The 16,073-nt window shown below is 49.8% G+C and carries 16 protein-coding genes, 2 tRNA genes and 3 pseudogenes; 9 read left to right on the forward strand and 12 right to left on the reverse strand.

Annotated elements, in window-relative coordinates; all coding sequences use genetic code 11:
• The 5 genes and pseudogenes from M989_RS22285 to M989_RS22310 all read right to left on the reverse strand — a co-directional run.
• The coding region (locus tag M989_RS22285) for a contractile injection system protein, VgrG/Pvc8 family (protein WP_342447183.1) at positions 1 to 257 on the reverse strand (257 nt) is incomplete at its 3' end.
• Between the two features lie 221 nt (positions 258 to 478).
• Positions 479 to 842, reverse strand: a pseudogene (gene tssD / locus M989_RS22290) (type VI secretion system tube protein TssD).
• A gap of 552 nt (positions 843 to 1,394) precedes the next feature.
• Positions 1,395 to 1,482: transfer RNA gene (locus M989_RS22300), tRNA-Ser, on the reverse strand.
• A 145-nt stretch (positions 1,483 to 1,627) separates the two neighbouring features.
• Positions 1,628 to 2,305 carry an isochorismatase family protein gene (locus tag M989_RS22305; RefSeq protein WP_064549025.1) on the reverse strand — a complete coding sequence of 226 codons (678 nt, stop codon included), beginning with the start codon at positions 2,303 to 2,305 and terminating at the stop codon, positions 1,628 to 1,630.
• Positions 2,306 to 2,324: 19 nt separating this feature from the next.
• Complete coding sequence (locus M989_RS22310) at positions 2,325 to 3,185, reverse strand: pirin family protein (protein WP_064549027.1); 861 nt, start codon at positions 3,183 to 3,185, stop codon at positions 2,325 to 2,327.
• A 108-nt stretch (positions 3,186 to 3,293) separates the two neighbouring features.
• Between M989_RS22310 and M989_RS22315 the strand changes: the two genes are divergently transcribed.
• Positions 3,294 to 4,205 carry a LysR family transcriptional regulator gene (locus tag M989_RS22315; RefSeq protein ID WP_167351066.1) on the forward strand — a complete coding sequence of 304 codons (912 nt, stop codon included), beginning with the start codon at positions 3,294 to 3,296 and terminating at the stop codon, positions 4,203 to 4,205.
• 30 nt (positions 4,206 to 4,235) lie between these two features.
• Here the strand turns inward: M989_RS22315 and M989_RS26345 are convergent, their stop codons facing one another.
• Positions 4,236 to 4,979, reverse strand: a complete 744-nt coding sequence (locus tag M989_RS26345) for a transposase (RefSeq protein WP_074398847.1) — start codon at positions 4,977 to 4,979, stop codon at positions 4,236 to 4,238.
• Positions 4,980 to 5,292: 313 nt separating this feature from the next.
• On the opposite strand from M989_RS26345, the gene M989_RS22325 reads away from it, so the two are divergent.
• A complete protein-coding gene (locus tag M989_RS22325; protein WP_064549031.1) occupies positions 5,293 to 6,681 on the forward strand; it encodes a DUF6880 family protein in 1,389 nt (462 codons plus the stop codon).
• A 71-nt stretch (positions 6,682 to 6,752) separates the two neighbouring features.
• On the opposite strand, the pseudogene M989_RS22330 reads toward M989_RS22325, so the two are convergent.
• The 3 genes and pseudogenes from M989_RS22330 to M989_RS22335 all read right to left on the reverse strand — a co-directional run.
• Positions 6,753 to 7,043 (reverse strand): annotated as a pseudogene (locus M989_RS22330) (tyrosine-type recombinase/integrase); the annotation flags it as partial.
• Positions 7,042 to 7,354 (reverse strand): annotated as a pseudogene (locus M989_RS24990) (tyrosine-type recombinase/integrase); the annotation flags it as partial. The pseudogenes M989_RS24990 and M989_RS22330, both read right to left, overlap by 2 nt.
• Positions 7,355 to 7,546: 192 nt before the next feature.
• Positions 7,547 to 7,634 (reverse strand) — tRNA-Ser (locus tag M989_RS22335).
• 261 nt (positions 7,635 to 7,895) lie between these two features.
• Between M989_RS22335 and ghrA the strand changes: the two genes are divergently transcribed.
• The 4 genes from ghrA to M989_RS22355 all read left to right on the forward strand — a co-directional run bounded on the left by ghrA (position 7,896) and on the right by M989_RS22355 (position 10,789).
• A complete protein-coding gene (gene ghrA / locus M989_RS22340; protein ID WP_064549034.1) occupies positions 7,896 to 8,834 on the forward strand; it encodes a glyoxylate/hydroxypyruvate reductase GhrA in 939 nt (312 codons plus the stop codon).
• Positions 8,835 to 8,900: 66 nt separating this feature from the next.
• A complete protein-coding gene (locus M989_RS22345) occupies positions 8,901 to 9,638 on the forward strand; it encodes a phosphatase (RefSeq protein ID WP_064549036.1) in 738 nt (245 codons plus the stop codon).
• A 20-nt stretch (positions 9,639 to 9,658) separates the two neighbouring features.
• Entirely contained in the window at positions 9,659 to 10,210 is a 552-nt protein-coding gene (locus M989_RS22350) for a TorD/DmsD family molecular chaperone (RefSeq protein WP_064549038.1), read from the forward strand.
• A gap of 96 nt (positions 10,211 to 10,306) precedes the next feature.
• Positions 10,307 to 10,789 (forward strand): DUF1097 domain-containing protein, encoded by a 483-nt coding sequence (locus M989_RS22355; RefSeq protein ID WP_064549040.1) that lies wholly within the window; start codon positions 10,307 to 10,309, stop codon positions 10,787 to 10,789.
• 61 nt (positions 10,790 to 10,850) lie between these two features.
• Here the strand turns inward: M989_RS22355 and csgD are convergent, their stop codons facing one another.
• Positions 10,851 to 11,498, reverse strand: coding sequence for a biofilm master transcriptional regulator CsgD (gene csgD / locus M989_RS22360; protein WP_064549042.1), 648 nt, complete (start codon positions 11,496 to 11,498; stop codon positions 10,851 to 10,853).
• A 1,030-nt stretch (positions 11,499 to 12,528) separates the two neighbouring features.
• Positions 12,529 to 13,125: a hypothetical protein gene (locus tag M989_RS25930; protein ID WP_209438781.1), complete on the reverse strand. Its 597-nt coding sequence runs from the start codon at positions 13,123 to 13,125 to the stop codon at positions 12,529 to 12,531.
• Between M989_RS25930 and M989_RS25935 the strand changes: the two genes are divergently transcribed.
• The 3 genes from M989_RS25935 to ymdB all read left to right on the forward strand — a co-directional run bounded on the left by M989_RS25935 (position 13,115) and on the right by ymdB (position 14,644).
• Positions 13,115 to 13,312: a hypothetical protein gene (locus tag M989_RS25935; RefSeq protein ID WP_064549046.1), complete on the forward strand. Its 198-nt coding sequence runs from the start codon at positions 13,115 to 13,117 to the stop codon at positions 13,310 to 13,312. The two genes, M989_RS25930 and M989_RS25935, sit on opposite strands and share 11 nt — an antisense overlap.
• A gap of 394 nt (positions 13,313 to 13,706) precedes the next feature.
• Complete coding sequence (locus M989_RS22375) at positions 13,707 to 14,015, forward strand: type 1 fimbrial protein (RefSeq protein WP_064549048.1); 309 nt, start codon at positions 13,707 to 13,709, stop codon at positions 14,013 to 14,015.
• A 71-nt stretch (positions 14,016 to 14,086) separates the two neighbouring features.
• Positions 14,087 to 14,644 (forward strand): O-acetyl-ADP-ribose deacetylase, encoded by a 558-nt coding sequence (gene ymdB, locus M989_RS22380; protein ID WP_064549050.1) that lies wholly within the window; start codon positions 14,087 to 14,089, stop codon positions 14,642 to 14,644.
• On the opposite strand, the gene mdoC is transcribed toward ymdB, so the two are convergent.
• Complete coding sequence (mdoC, locus tag M989_RS22385; protein WP_064549052.1) at positions 14,641 to 15,801, reverse strand: glucans biosynthesis protein MdoC; 1,161 nt, start codon at positions 15,799 to 15,801, stop codon at positions 14,641 to 14,643. The genes ymdB and mdoC overlap by 4 nt on opposite strands.
• Between the last annotated feature and the right edge of the window lie 272 nt (positions 15,802 to 16,073).

Below are 16,073 nucleotides of genomic sequence, written 5' to 3' on the forward strand. Positions count from 1 at the left end.
TTGTTGTTCTCGCCAAGCTCCACGCCGGTGATGATGCCGCTGAGGCGGCGCTGTACGACGTTCCCCTGCCAGACGGTGAGGGTGGCGTTTTTCTCGAGGAAATTTTTAGCCGTGAGGTCGGGGAGACCGCTGGCGATATCGACGCTGAGTGTAAAGGGGGTGGAGAGGTTCTGATAAAGGGTGAAGCTCACCACGGCGGTGCTCATCGCCAGTAACCCGTCCACATCGAGTGTAAAACGCAGGCCCTGTTGTGACATAACCTTATTCCCGGAATTGTTGGCAGAAAAACAGAATCACAGTCAGACATTCTCGCCGCAATGGCACGGTGCTGCGTGCGTTTTCAGGCACGCTACCGCCGAAGTTTCCGGCATCCGCCATCTCCCGTATGCAAAATGTAATCCTGTACTGGTACTGCTTTTTATGACCTGTCCCTTTGAAACAGCATTCTGCCCTTCGGCAGAATGCTGTCAGTTTTTGCTTATGCTTCCAGCGGTGCGCGCCAGTCATCAGCGCCTGAAGTACCGGCAGAAACGTGTTCCCATTCGATTTTGCGATAAGCCAGAGAGACTTTTACCAGTTGTGTGAACTCGCGTTTTCCCTCGTCCTGGCAGTGCGGCATATGACAGTCAATATCCACGATGGTGGAGTCGGTCAGACGGGTGGTGAAGAAGTGCTCCTGTTTGCCTTCCACAGAGGTGCGATACCAGTGCAGTTCGGTGGTTGGCAGCATTTCGTCTTTATGGTCTGAACATCGATATTACTGACAGATTTGGCGGTAAAGGCGCGAGCGGTGATCATCCCTGAATTTGTCTCTTAATAGAGGTGTAACACGGCGTTGGCATTTTTTAACTCATTTTATTAAAGTTGTACTTTTTGTTTGAATTTTTATTTCTTATCTATAGTGATATAGATTTGCATTATTTATTGCGTCGTAACATATTAATTGGTGAATGATTTTGTCGTTGTTCTTAAATTATATTGTGAGGGTATTGTATAGTTCGTTTGATATTTTCTCCATGGTTGGTTTTTATTTTTTTGGGTGGGAGGGAGTTTATAAATAATAAAAATGACGGGAGTATTGCACCAAAAAGCATTAATGTTCGTTATATATCTAAAGTAAACGGCCTGGCTGCTGTGAGCGAATTCCACAAAAAAAACAATGAGTTAAAATAAAAAAAGCCCGTACTTTCGTACGAGCTCTTTCTCGAATATGGCGGTGAGGGGGGGATTGACTCGCTTCGCTCGCCCCTGCGGGGCAGCCCACTCACTGCGTTCGCGGTCTGTCCAACTGGCTGCGCCAGTTGTCGAACCCCGGTCGGGAGTTCTCATCCCCCCTGGAGCGTGCAGCATGCGAAAAAAAAGCCCGTACTTTCGTACGAGCTCTTTCTCGAATATGGCGGTGAGGGGGGGATTCGAACCCCCGATACGTTGCCGTATACACACTTTCCAGGCGTGCTCCTTCAGCCACTCGGACACCTCACCATATTGTTTTGCTGCTCACCGTAGGTGGTCAACGGGGCGCTACTATAGGGAGTTGACCTAAAACGGTCAAGCATAATTTATGCATTCTATTCCGTTCGGTTAAGCATTGAGCACTCCCCCGCAAAAAACGACGGGGGAGTGGCGATTAGCGCTGGGAATCAAGCTGTTCGCTGTTCTTCACCACATCCTGCGCTTTCGCGTAGCTCTCAATCAGCAACTGATAGGCCGGGAAGACTTTGGTGTAAATCTCGGCCCATTCGGCGGCGTCCGGACGGTTCCAGGTGCGCTGGAGCTCGGAAGCGACGGCTGCGGTATCCATCGGTACGACGCCGGCCTGCACCACGCGGGCGAGGGTGATTTCCTGCGCCATTTTGCTGTAGGTGCCAGAGGCATCGATCACCGCGAACACCTTATAGCCGTCCGCGACGGCGGCAATGGCCGGGAATGCCATGCAGACGCTGGTAATCGTCCCGGCGATAATCAACGTTTTACGCCCGGTTGCCTTTACCGCAGCGACAAACTCTGGGTTATCCCAGGCGTTGATTTCGCCTTTACGCGCGATGTATTGCGCGTGGGGCGCATTTTCATGGATTTCCGGAATCAAAGGGCCGTTTGGCCCTTGTGGCACGGAAGCGGTGGTGATCACCGGGAGTCCAGCCAGCGTGGCCATCTTCGCCAGCGCCGCGGCGCGTGCGCGCAGTTCGGGCATTGGCATATCGCCAACCGTCTGGAACAGACCGCTCTGATGATCAATTAACAGCATAGCGGTATCATTCACATCAATAACCGGACGTGCACCGTTGAAATTTGCGGGAATAGACATTCCTTTCACCTCTGTTGTTTCAAATTTGACCAAAGCGGCCGGAGTTAAAATCGCGTACAGCTTCAGCGATTTCGGTTTGACTGTTCATTACGAAAGGGCCGTAGCCAACAATCGGTTCATTAATCGGTTCGCCAGCCAGTACCAGCACTTTTGCATCGCTGCTGGCATGCAGATTCACACGCTCTCCCTGGTGGCTGAGCACCACCAGCTGCGCTTCCTGTACGGTGCTTTCACCGTTGACCGTGACGCTACCTTCCAGCACCACCAGCGCGGTGCTCCAGCCATCGGGCTGTGTAAAGACGATCTCTTTATCCTGCCTGAGCTGCATATCCCAGACGTTCAGCGGCGAGAACGTGCTGGCCGGGCCTTCGGCGCCGACATAACGCCCGGCGATGACTCGTAGCGAGCCGCTGTCATCCGGCAGCGCTACCGTCGGAATCGACGCGGCTTCAATGCTCTGATAGCCCGGTGCGGTCATTTTGTCTTTTGCTGGCAGGTTGACCCACAGCTGGATCATCTTCAGCTCGCCGCCGCGATTGGCAAAAGCCGCCGAGTGGAATTCCTGATGCAAAATTCCCGCACCTGCGGTCATCCACTGCACGTCGCCGGGACCAATCACCCCACCTTTACCGGTGGAGTCACGGTGTTCCACTTCACCGGCGTAGACAATCGTGACCGTCTCGAAACCGCGGTGCGGATGTTCGCCGACGCCGCGCTTTGCGCCATCTGCCGGGAAACTGTGCGGCCCGGCGTAGTCAAGCAGCAAAAATGGACTCAGGCTCTCGCCGTGCGACTGATACGAAAAGAGCGAACGAACCGGGAAGCCATCTCCCACCCAGTGCGGACGTGGCGCGGTATAAACACCTGTAATCTTTTTCATCTGTTTCTCCAGGGGAGCGATCGTTGATGTGGATTAGCTTATATTCAGGATTAAATTCCCGGTAGATGGCAAAATTGACCTACACTGTTGCAAAAATAGAACAATGGAGTGGCTATGCAGGATCTCAATGATTTCGCGTGGTTTGTCCGCGTGGTCGATCACGGTGGTTTCGCGGCGGCGGGTAGGGCGCTGGATATCCCCAAATCAAAACTGAGCCGTCGTATTGCCCAACTCGAAGAGCAGCTCGGCGTACGTTTGATTCACCGGACGACCCGGCAGTTTACGGTGACCGAAGTCGGCCAGACTTTTTATCAACATTGTAAAGCGATGTTGATTGAGGCGGAGGCGGCGCAGGAGGCGATTGCGGTGCTCCAGGCTGAACCGCGAGGGAGCGTCAGGTTGACCTGCCCGGTCACTCTGCTGCATGTCCACGTGGGGCCGATGCTGGCGCGCTTTATGATGCGCTACCCCGGTATACAGATTCAGCTTGAAGCCACCAATCGGCGGGTTGATTTGGTGGCGGAAGGGGTCGATGTGGCGATTCGCGTTAGGCCGAGGCCCTTTGACGATAGCGATCTGGTGATGCGCGTGCTCGCCGATCGCGGGCACTGCCTGGTGGCCAGCCCATCGCTGGTGGCGACCTTGGGTAAACCTCATTCGCCGGATGAACTCAGCCGTTGGCCGGGGCTAAGTATGGCGGCCGGCAAGCATGTTCATAAGTGGTCACTCGGTGGGCCGGAAGGGGCCAAAGCGGAGGTCCATTTCACGCCGCGCCTGATTACTGGCGATATGCTGGCGCTGCGCGAAGCCGCCGTTGCGGGGGTTGGCGTGGTGCAACTGCCGATCCTGATGGCGCGAGAACAGTTGGCAACGGGGGCGCTGGTTCGCGTGCTGGACGACTGGGAACCGAAACGCGAGGTGATTCACGCGGTGTTTCCTTCACGTAGAGGGCTGCTGCCCGCCGTACGGGCGCTGGTGGATTTTCTCAGTGAAGAGTATGCGCAGATGATTGAGGAGTAATTTACCGCTGGCAGTCCCCCGCCCGGTAAATCACGCATGGTGAAAAATCAGGGAGTAACCTTGCTCGCGCCAGTGCTGTAATAGCTCCTGTTGCCGACGGGTAGGCGTGATGCCTGTCCAGACAATCAGCTGTTGTCCCGGAAAGAGTTCCGGGCGAGGAGATTCCTGGGGTTCGGCGAGCACGGCAATATGCCAGCCTTGCTGAGACAGACGCCAGGCTTCCAGCCACAGGCGCGTGCGGTCTTCGGTATCCCAGCCGATCAGCAGCGCATCTTTGCCTGCTTTTTTCCGCGCTTCGGCAAGGCAGGAAGAGACAAACTCAATCAGCACACCGTCAAGCAGGCTACACATGATGTGCGCGGTGTTTTGATCGAGACTGATGCGCTGGCGCACGGGGATAAAAACGTGGTCGATCAGGTCGCCAGAGACGTGTTCACGGCTCAGCGCGCGGATTTTAGCCCGCAGTTTGGCGGGATGTGCAAAACGAAGCGCCGCCATCATTTCTTCTTGCAGCGACAGAGCCATCAGTTTAAAAATCGAGTCAACGAAGCCCTGTAGCGCCCTGAGCGAAAGACTGAACACGCGCTTCATCATCAGAACCGTGATGATGGCCATATCGGTGTAGTGAAGCGGCCGACCACGACGTTCAGGGGGTGTAGTTTCAGTCCATGCAGCAATGGCGGCCTCATCAAGCCATACCGTCAGGGAGCCGCGTTGTCTGAGCGCGTTGTTGTAGGCGGGCCAATTGGTGATTTTAAACTTTTGCTTTGCCATGGGAGCCTGATGCTGAAACGACCATAACGATCAGATCCGCCAGTTACCTGAAAGTTCGATTTATTCAACAAAGCCATTCATTGATTGTAGTTCGGGCATTTCAGGCGAAATTTTGTTCATTGACCATTCCACGTATCTGTATCAGGTTACTGTATGATGACGTTATTTTACGGTAAATAGTTCATTTCATCAATGAACAGCGTGCTATGAATTTCTTTTTAAATCATTATGTTAATGCTTTTGTTGAATGTTTTGTCCTTGTATTAGTACAATTAGCTTTTCTGCGTCTTCTAAAAATTATCAGGATGTAATAATGGCTAAACTGAACAAGAAGCAACTTTCTTTACTCAAGGAAATGCCTGCAGAACAACTAATGCAAATAATTTGTGAAATTGCTGATGATAATAGTCAGGTAAAATCATTTATTATCAATCAATATCTATTGACTCCAGAAGAACTCCTGAAGAAGGTTGAAAGCGAATATAAAAGGAAAATAAAGTCAAAACGTTTCTATGATTATTATGAGGCTGCTGGTTTCTTTGAGGGTTTATACAAGAGCATTATATTACCTCTCGAAAAAACGGTGTCAACTCTGCCAGATAAAACAGAGGTATGTTGCCATAATTTACTGATCTCTTTTGATAAAGTCAGCGAAATCGCTGATACATCAGATGGTTCATGGATGAACTATTATAATGGTGTGGTCGAGATATGGTTAAAATCCCTAGCCCTGCAAAAAAACAAAGGCATTGATGATATAGCAGATAAAATTTTTTCCGTTCTTAGTGGCGAGGTTTATTTTAACTTTAATATCTTTGACAAGTATAAAAAGGAGCTTGGATATAATGTTATTCGTGCTTTAAGAGAAAAGCTTCTGGACGCAGGTGATGTGAATTCTGCTGTTGAGCTAAGTTTGTATATCAGGGATGTTGATTTCATCAGACAATGCTTTGATAAAATAAAATTTAACCAACCAGAATATGTCATTAAGTTTGCTGAATTGCTGATAGATGAACTGTGTGCAGGGGAAGCGATTCTTGTTCTTAATCAAATTAAAGATGATAAAACCGTTGATCATGCAGGGCTTCGTGATAAATGGGCTGAGGTGTTCGCTTTGGCTCTGATTGAAGAGGGGGAGGTTCAGCAGGCAAAAACAATTTGCCTTGATGGATTTAAGAACAGGTGTGATGTTGTTTTTTATAAAATATATAATAGAGTAGAGAAAGTTAATGACTCACTGGGTTTATTTTCTGGCATAGCAAAGAGCAAAGGTTTCCCCTTTGTTGTACTTTTTTTGTCAGCGATAGATAATTATGGAAAGCTTGATTCGGAAATAATGAATGCGAGTAAAAATGAAATTAAAGATATGATGGTTTTATTACGTGGTTCTTTTATTCGGTCCTTATCAAGTGAGCTTTACAGGCATGGTTACGCATGTTCTGCAACTCTTCTTCGTAGAGTGCTGGTAGAGGACAGTATTAGCCGCAGTCAGAGCAAGTACTATACCTACGCGGCATCTGACATGAAAAAAAGTATTGATTATAGTAAAAATATCGTATGGACTGAAAAAGTCCCTTCAACAGAAGAATATTTCAAATCGCTATTTGTCGAGCATAAAAGAAAATATGCACTCTGGGAAATGATGCTGGACAAAATTGATGGTTTAGCTATAGAGAAAGATTCAGTATCATATTCAGCATAAATTTCAATCGGTAATATTTGAAGTTTTTAGGCATGAAGTAGATATTGAAAGGCCACTAAGGGCCTTTCCTTTTATTTATTGGAAGCAAACTCAAATGGCCTGACCATACCGTTGCTGTTAGCATCAAGGAAATCAGCCCACCACTGCAACATCAGACGGCGCTGATCAAGGTGTTTGGCTTTATGGGTATAAGCCGCACGGACACTGTTGCTTTCCTTATGGCTCATCTGAAGCTCTACAGCGTCTTCAGACCATAGTTCAGACTCAATTAAGGCGCTACAGGCCAGAGTGCGGAAATCGTGTCCACAGATGTCCTGATTTATGTTATAGCCCATATAGCGCATGGCTTTGTTGGTAATGTTAAATATTGGCAAAGCAATACGCCGTCCAGTCATCCATCAGCGCGACCCGTTTAGGCCATAACGTCCCACGTTGATACGCTGCTTCAGCCTTATCTGCCAACTGGTGAGCAAACGCATGTTCAATAACTTCACGAGGGTAGTTGGTCATTTCGCCAGCCCAATCACGAAAAGTAGAACGGAAGCCGTGTTGGGTTAAACCTGAATGGTTCATTCGTTTTAATACTGCCAACAGAGACATATCAGAAAGCATTCGGCCACGCTGGGCAGGGATTAAAGCGTGGTATAGCCTTTAGCAAGACAACAGGAGCATCGTAGGAGAAGAGGTCATAAGCGAGTATGCTGCGTAGATTAGATCAACAAATAAACAATTTACTCAGGGAAAACTCAGTAAAAATAGGGATTTCAGATACAAAAAAAGCCCGTTTGAACGGACTTTTTTATGCATCATTTTATGCAGGACAAAACCAAAAATGTGGTCTAACCGATTGATTTTGTATCAAATATGGCGGTGAGGGGGGGATTCGAACCCCCGATACGTTGCCGTATACACACTTTCCAGGCGTGCTCCTTCAGCCACTCGGACACCTCACCATATTGTCTTCCCAGCATCGCTGGGACGAGCGCTAATGTAGGGAAAAGGCTCGTCAGCGTCAATAAACTTTTTTGAAAAATCGCGCGTTTAGACAAACTTCAAGCAAATTGCTTCTTTAACATTCATAAATCGTCTTTTTTGCGATCACCCCTGCATTTTCCCGGACGGGTATCCGAAATTTGTTATCCTGTTAAATCACAAAAATAATCGAAAACCGCGCCTGGTTGACGCGAATGCGGGCGCCCTGAGCAGGAGTCACTATGGAGATCATCTTTTATCACCCCACGTTTGATACCTCTTACTGGATTGCAGAGCTAAGCAAAAAGCTCCCCGGCGCTCGTATTCGCGCCTGGGAGCGAGGTGACAATGCGCCAGCAGATTACGCGCTGGTGTGGCACCCCCCGGTAGAGATGTTACAAGGTCGCGCACTGAAGGCCGTGTTTGCGCTCGGGGCGGGAGTGGACTCTATCCTGAGCAAACTCAAGGCGAATCCGGAGATGCTGCCGTTGTCGATTCCGCTGTTTCGACTGGAAGATACCGGCATGGGTATTCAGATGCAGGAATACGCGGTCAGCCAGGTGCTGCACTGGTTCCGTCGCTTTGATGACTACCAGGCGTTGCAGCGAGAGTCTACCTGGCAGCCGTTGGCGGACTATACCCATAACGAATTTACCATCGGGATCATGGGCGCCGGCGTTCTGGGATCGAAAGTCGCAGAGAGTCTGCTGGCGTGGGGGTTCCCGGTTCAGGTCTGGAGCCGCAGCCGTAAAAGCTGGCCACAGGTGACCAGCTTTGCCGGAGAAGCTGAGCTGGGCGAATTTTTACGCGGTACGCGCGTGTTGATTAACCTGCTGCCAAACACGGCGGAAACGCTCGGGATTATTAACGCCTCACTGCTGGAACAGCTACAAGATCATAGCTATGTGCTGAACCTTGCCCGCGGAGTCCACGTTGTGGAGGATGATCTGTTGGCGGCGCTTAATAGCGGTAAGCTGAAAGCCGCGATGTTAGATGTGTTCAGCCGTGAACCGCTACCGAAAGAGAGCCCGCTGTGGCTTCATCCACGCGTCACGATGACGCCGCACGTCGCCGCCGTGACGCGTCCTCAGGAGGCGATTGCCTATATTGCCCAGAGCATTACTCAGCTTGAGCGCGGTGAAATGCCGGGTGGCCGAGTCGATCGGGTGCGCGGCTATTGATGAACCAGGCTAATAAACACCGGGCTTTCCTGCTATCCTAGGCTTATCACGAGAGAGGAGAAAGTGATGTATCCTGTTGACCTACATATGCACACCGTTGCCAGCACGCATGCATACAGTACGCTGCATGACTATATTGCAGAGGCGAAACGTAAAGGGATTAAACTCTTCGCGATTACTGACCACGGCCCCGACATGGCCGATGCGCCGCACTACTGGCATTTTGTGAATATGCGCATCTGGCCGCGTATTGTTGAAGGGGTCGGCATCCTTCGCGGTATTGAGGCCAATATCAAAAATATTGCCGGCGAAATTGACTGCACCGGGCCGATGTTAACCTCGCTCGACTTTATCATCGCCGGTTTCCACGAGCCGGTCTTTGCTCCTCAGGACAAAGAAACCCATACACAGGCGATGATCGCCGCGATGGCGAGCGGCAATGTGCATATGATTTCACATCCCGGCAATCCGAAATTTCCCGTAGATATTCCGGCTATTGCTGCTGCGGCAGCAAAGTATCAGGTGGCGCTGGAGATTAATAATTCCTCGTTTGTTAGCTCGCGCGTCGGCAGCGAACAAAATTGCCAGGCGATTGCTGCCGCGGTGCGCGATGCGGGTGGCTGGCTGGCGTTGGGTTCTGACTCGCATACCGCGTTTACGCTGGGCGAGTTTACCGAATGCCAGAAGATCCTCGATGCTGTTGATTTCCCACAGGACAGGATCCTTAACGTCACGCCGCGACGTTTTCTGAATTTCCTTGAATCGCGCGGGATGCCGTCGATTCCTGAATTTGCTGATTTTTAATGACTAACTGGAATAACTGAATGAACGAGTTTTCAATCCTCTGCCGTGCGCTGGGTTCCCTGTATTATCGCCAGCCGCAGGATCCTCTGCTGGTACCGCTGTTTACCCTGATTCGGGAAGGCAAGCTGGCAGCGCACTGGCCGCTGGAGCAGGATGAACTGCTGACTCGTCTGCAAAAGAGCTGTGATATTCAGCAGATTGCAGCCGACTACAACGCGCTGTTCGTGGGTGAAGAGTGCCGCGTTCCCCCAGTGCGCAGTGCATGGGTGGAAGGGGCAAGCGAAGCGGAAGTGCGTGCATTCCTGAGCGGCAACGGTATGCCACTGGGCGACGGGCCGGCGGATCAGATGGGCACGCTGCTGCTGGCGGCTTCCTGGCTGGAAGATAACGTTGACGAGGATAACGACGCGCTCGAAACGCTGTTTGCTGAGTATCTGTTACCGTGGTTTGAAACGTTTCTCGGGAAAGTGGAAGCTCATGCCAGTACCGCGTTCTGGCGTACTATGGCACCGTTGACGCGTGAAGCGATCGCCGCGATGTGGGATGAGCTGCAGGAAGAAGATGAAGAGTGATTTAGATCACTATTTCACTGCAAATGAAATGTATCTTATGAGAATAATGTGTTCATGATCTCATCATAAAAGCGAGCATCTGCTAAGATGCTCGCCATGAACGTTATCTTCGCTATCGCAATAACTACAGGCATTCTCTCCGGTCTCTGGGGATGGGTGGCCGTATCGCTTGGTTTATTAAGCTGGGCCGGTTTTCTTGGCTGCACGGCATATTTCGCCTGCCCGCAGGGCGGTATGAAAGGCCTGGCTATTTCAGCCTGTACTACTATGAGTGGGGTTATCTGGGCGCTGGTGATTATCTATGGCAGCGCGCTGGCGCCGCATCTGGAGATCGTCAGCTACGTGATGACTGGCGTGGTGGCTTTTCTGATGTGCATACAGTCAAAACAGCTGCTGCTGTCATTTGTTCCAGGCACCTTTATTGGTGCCTGTGCGACATTTGCCGGGCAGGGCGACTGGCGTGTGGTCGTTCCGTCTCTGTTGGTTGGCCTGCTGTTTGGCTATGCCATGAAAAACAGCGGTCTATGGCTGGCGAGCCGTAAAGCCGACAGCAAACAGACCAAAGAATCGGCGCTGTAGTGGTCTTGATATGAAAAAACGGCGGCAGGATCATCCTGCCGCCGTTTTTTTATGTTCGTCGCTAATGCTTAAAATTGTCGTTGGCCCAGGAGACTGCCTGGGTGCGGTTCTTCACGGCAATTTTCTTAAACAGGTGATAGAGATGCGTTTTTACCGTACTTTCGCTGATAAATAGCGCTCGGGCGATCTCAATGTTTGATGCACCGATTCTCAACTTATTCAGGATCTCCTTTTCCCGATAGGTAAGGATGGTGCTCTCTAAGTTATCATAGCGATAGTTACCTGCATGCATGATCAGGTAACTGGCGAGCTTACGCGAAAAATAGCATTCACCTTCCATTACCTTCTGCAAGCCTTTCACCAGAAAAGGTTCTTCGTCGTGGGCATAGAAAATACCGCTAATGTGCGGCCAAACCTCAATGTCCGGATAAGAGTAGTCTTCAGGTGTGTTGAACAGCAGCAGTTTGACGCCGTTGTTGAGTTTGCACAATTCTTCCTGCCAGGCTTTTATGAGACGCCTATCCGTTTCCATCATATCGAAAAGGATAATGCCTGAGCTTAAGTTCTCAATGCTAACTAGATGAATATTAATAATTTTGATATCCATCTTTAGTAGTTTCCTTAAGTTCTGAGACAGTGCGCATGACTGAAGCGACGGTCTTGTAATTAAGGAAAGCGTCTGGTTAGTAAAGGTGAGCTCTTTTGCCATGATGAGTCCCCAATATAATTTTCACAGCAGGCAAGTATTATGAAATCATCAATTTAAGTGCTGCTGAAATGTGGTTGCTGTGTGGTTGATATGCTTAAAATAAAAAATAAGAACCAATGCTGCTTAATTTAAAATTTAGACGCTGGCAATCCTAAAGCAAGAAATAATCGTGAAACAAAATGTAAAAATAAATTTCAAAATGTATTTTTGGCATTTTCATTAAGATTTTAACACGTAATCTTAATGATCATACATATGTTTTTTTATCGCTTTAAATTCATTGTGTATCATCATGATAGGTGGTTTTTAAATTGGTTTAATAAGATCCCTTAAGTACATTTGTATGATAATTCAATGTGACCTTTCCCACTCTTCAAACTTTAGTCGAATCGACCATCTTATAACGTACTGTTTTGCGGAAGCCTTATTCACAGGCGTTGATGACAGTCGGCTAATACTAAAGGTTGACTTGTTAGAAAATAAATCAACCTTTGCGCTGAGATCATCATACCAAGCTGCTATGCATAATCATCCGTATAGCATCGAGTAACTAAGTATTTCGGTGCAGTAAACATTACGTATCTTACTTTCGGTATCACTAACGCGGCAAGGCGGTTAATCTTCAAAAGACATGACGAAATAGAATTATCCAGGCAAATGGCAAATAGCAGTCACTATGGTTTTATCTAAAACCGGTAGTGAGTCTATTTTTGACCATAAAAATAATCCGCAATCTTCTTTATCGCTTGCGCTGGATATCTATGGGATTATTTTAAATCGCCGCATATCAATATTCCAGTTATCCGCCATAACTGATTGAAATAAATGGTATTCACTGTTTTTAATTCTTATTAATGCCGTCAGAAGGTTATGTAATTTAATAACCGGGTGTCGTGATTATCACCAGCTATATTTTGTTTTTATTACAAAATAATCGATTTTTACGGCAATAGCACACAGCACTTTATAACGCGTGAAAGGGTTAATCATGAAAATGAAGCAACTCGCCATTATTGTGGCGCTCACCGTTTTATACCCTGCAACGACTATATATGCCGTAGCTGCAGGTGGTAATGGCAATAACGGTGGAAATAGCAATAGCGGCCAAAACGCTAATAGCCAGGGAAATGGCAATGGCAACAATGGTAATGGTAACGGCAATGGAGGGGGTGGCAACGGAAGCGGCAATAACGGCAACGGCAATGCTAACGGTAACGGCGGCGGTGGCGACAACGGCGGCGGCGGTAACGGCAATGGCAATAACGGGAACGGTAATGGCAATGGAGGCGGAGGCAACGGAAGCGGCAATAATGGCAATGGGAATGGCAACGGTAACGGCGGCGGCGGTGGTAATAACGGCGGTGGCGGTCAGGGTGGCGGCAGCGGTGGCGGCGGCGACAATGGCGGCGGTAACGGTAATGGCAATAACGGGAACGGTAATGGCAATGGAGGCGGGGGCAACGGAAGCGGCAATAATGGCAATGGGAATGGCAACGGTAACGGCGGCGGTGGTCATCACGGCAACGGCGGTCATGGAAACCACGAAGGCAATGGCGGTGGTAACGGTGGCGGTTGGGGTAATGGTGGCGGTCACGGCCATAATCCGTTCGGTGGTCATGGAAATCATGGTGGCGGCAATCACGGCGGCGGTAACCACGGCGGTGGCGACGGTAACCACGGTGGCGGTGGCGGTAACCACGGCGGTGGCGGCGGTAACCACGGCGGCGGTGGTGGCAACAACGGTGGTGGCGGCGGTAACAACGGTGGTGGAGACTGCAATGGCGGCGGCAACAACGGCGGTGGTTCAGGCGTAACCGTAACGACCGTTCGTGGCGGTCAGTCGGGCGGGAATGGCTCGGATAATAACAGTTCAAGATCCTCTAAGTGCAACCAGCCTGGGGCGATTGGCTGTAACTTCCGCTAATAGATAAGTATGGATTAATCATTGAGTGATATGAGTTTATTCTATTAATAGGCCGTAACCTCTGGCGTTACGGCCTTTTTTATGTTTATCAGCCAGCATAAAGAACGCGATGGTACCGCCGATAATGAGGCTAACTATATAAATTTTCTATGTAAAACGTGGTTGCAAAAGGGCTGATGTGAGCATAATGTAAAGAAAATGTTTACATTAAGAGTGCTCGCTTCGAATTGCAGATCCTGGACGCAACGTCTTCATGGAAGATCTCAAATTATCGGAGAGTTACCATGCAAACATTCCCGCGATTTTTCACTGCTATCATCTCCTTGCTTGCCTTTCTCTGTTTCAGCACGCTGGCCGCAAACAGTGGTGTGATCCACTTTCGTGGGCAGATCGTCGAGCCGCCCTGCGATTACCAACCCTCACCGACCAAAATGAGCGTGAACTGTTATCAGGACGGCAAGAATCATGTTCAGACGGTATCAATGAACGCCCTGCAGCAGGGGCAGCAGTTCGTCAATGAGAAGAGCACCGCCAGGCTGCAATGGCTAAATGCGGATAAAAAAGAAGCGATCCTCACCGTGGAGTACAAATAGCCCGAAACGAAATGACGGGGCGCGTTGTCTATGGTAGATAATCGATTTGTCTTAGTAAGAGGATAGTAAGCATGACCGAACGAATTCAGGTGCTGCAGGGAGATATCACCCGCTTTGAGGTGGATGTTATCGTCAATGCCGCCAATCCTTCACTGATGGGAGGCGGTGGTGTGGATGGTGCAATCCATCGCGCTGCCGGGCCGTCGTTACAGGAGGCTTGCGCCGTTGTTCGCCAGCAGCAGGGAACCTGTCCGACCGGGCATGCGGTGATCACTCACGCGGGAAACCTGAAAGCAAAAGCGGTTATTCATACGGTTGGGCCGGTCTGGCAGGGTGGGGGAGAACAGGAAGCCTCGCTCTTGCAGCAGGCATACCACAATAGCTTGCAGCTGGCGCTGGATAATGGCTATCGCACGCTGGCCTTTCCGGCGATTTCAACCGGAGCCTACGGCTACCCTCATCGTGAGGCGGCGGAAATTGCCATCAGTACAGTGGCCGCGTTTCTGACTCGGCGCAGCCTGCCGGAAATTGTCTTTTTTGTCTGCTTCGATGACGAAACCACGCGGTTGTATCAGGAAATACTCGGCCAGACGCGGGTCCCTGCGCTGGCCAACGACGCCAACACCTAGTGGCCGGCCGTCTGCGGTTTAGGTGCCTTTTGCTGCGGTTTGCCGGAAAACAGGAAACGCAGCAGGGGAATACGCAGATGAATTTCGTACAACACTAACGCGCAGCCCACGACAAAAACCAACCCGGTGAGGAAGCCGAGCGTATTTGAGCTAATGCTCGGCATAATCCAGGCGCCGAAAAACAGCGTCAGCGGGTGGTGCACCAGATAGATAAATAATGAAGCATTGACGAAATAGGTGACGCGTGCAGACTGGAAGTTCAGCATACGATGGCCAAATGAGAACACCACGTTCACCATCCACACGCCTAATACCATCGTAATCACATATTCTGTTTCATACATCCATGCATCGCCAGAACCGTAGTGCTGATTTAGACGATAGGCGATAAAACCGAGCAGGGCCGCCACGATGCACCACGGTGAAGGGGTGGTGAACAGCGTTTTTAACTTCGGATGAATAAAAGCCAATGCCCCAAGAATAAAGAAAGGCACGTAAAACAGCGTCTGCATGACCACGAAGTTAAATAGGCCATCACTTAGAATCGGCGGGTAGATAAGGAATAGCGTCCGACGGATAGCGGCATAGGCCACACCGAGCAGCAGGAACATGAGCGTAAGTTTGCCCATAGTCATGTTGTCGAAGAGATCGGCGCGTCGGCGCATCTGGCGACGGCGCATCTGATGAAAGACCAGAATGCCGAGAGTGGTCAGCACCACCAGAACGAGCAGGAACCACAGGTGCGATACCAGCTCCCAGGCCAGCGTATTATATTTTTGGTAAAACGACAGCGTATGCCAGGTTTCCGTCTTACCCTTAACGTATTGCAACATCAGGAATTGCGGCAGCGTCAGCAGTGGAATAGCGGTCAGCATCGGAATACCCACGCGCTCAACGCGAACCTTCCACCATTTTTTGATGGGGTAGCGCAAAAATAGCATATAGGAAAAGTAGCCGGAGATAACAAAGAACACCTGCATGCGAAATGCGTGGACAAAATCGTTAAAAAGCGTCAGCCACCATGACGGCGTCGGGCTATTCATATGCCAGGTGTGGGTAGAATACAGGAGCGAAATATGAAAGGGGATCCCCAGCAACATTAGCCAGGCCCGAATCGAGTCGAGAAAATATTCACGCTGTGCGGGTTTGTTATTCATAGGGTTAGGTACGATTCTCAGACTAATCGCCTTACAGACTAAGACGATAAAGTTTACATTCGTTGGCAACCCTACACGAACTCTGGTTACCTGTCTCCAGGATAAGCACGCAAAGTGCAAAGCGCAGTTAACAGTTGCTTACTCCATAAGCCACTGCGCGCAACAATACGGGGATTATGTTGTCGGATTGCTTGAATTTCCAGTAAAATGGATCGGATCGATTTAAGCACACAAAGGGGGAAGTGCTTAGTTATATGAAACAGAAACCACAG

It is taken from the genome of Kluyvera georgiana ATCC 51603 (assembly GCF_001654985.1).
Lineage (GTDB): Bacteria > Pseudomonadota > Gammaproteobacteria > Enterobacterales > Enterobacteriaceae > Kluyvera > Kluyvera georgiana.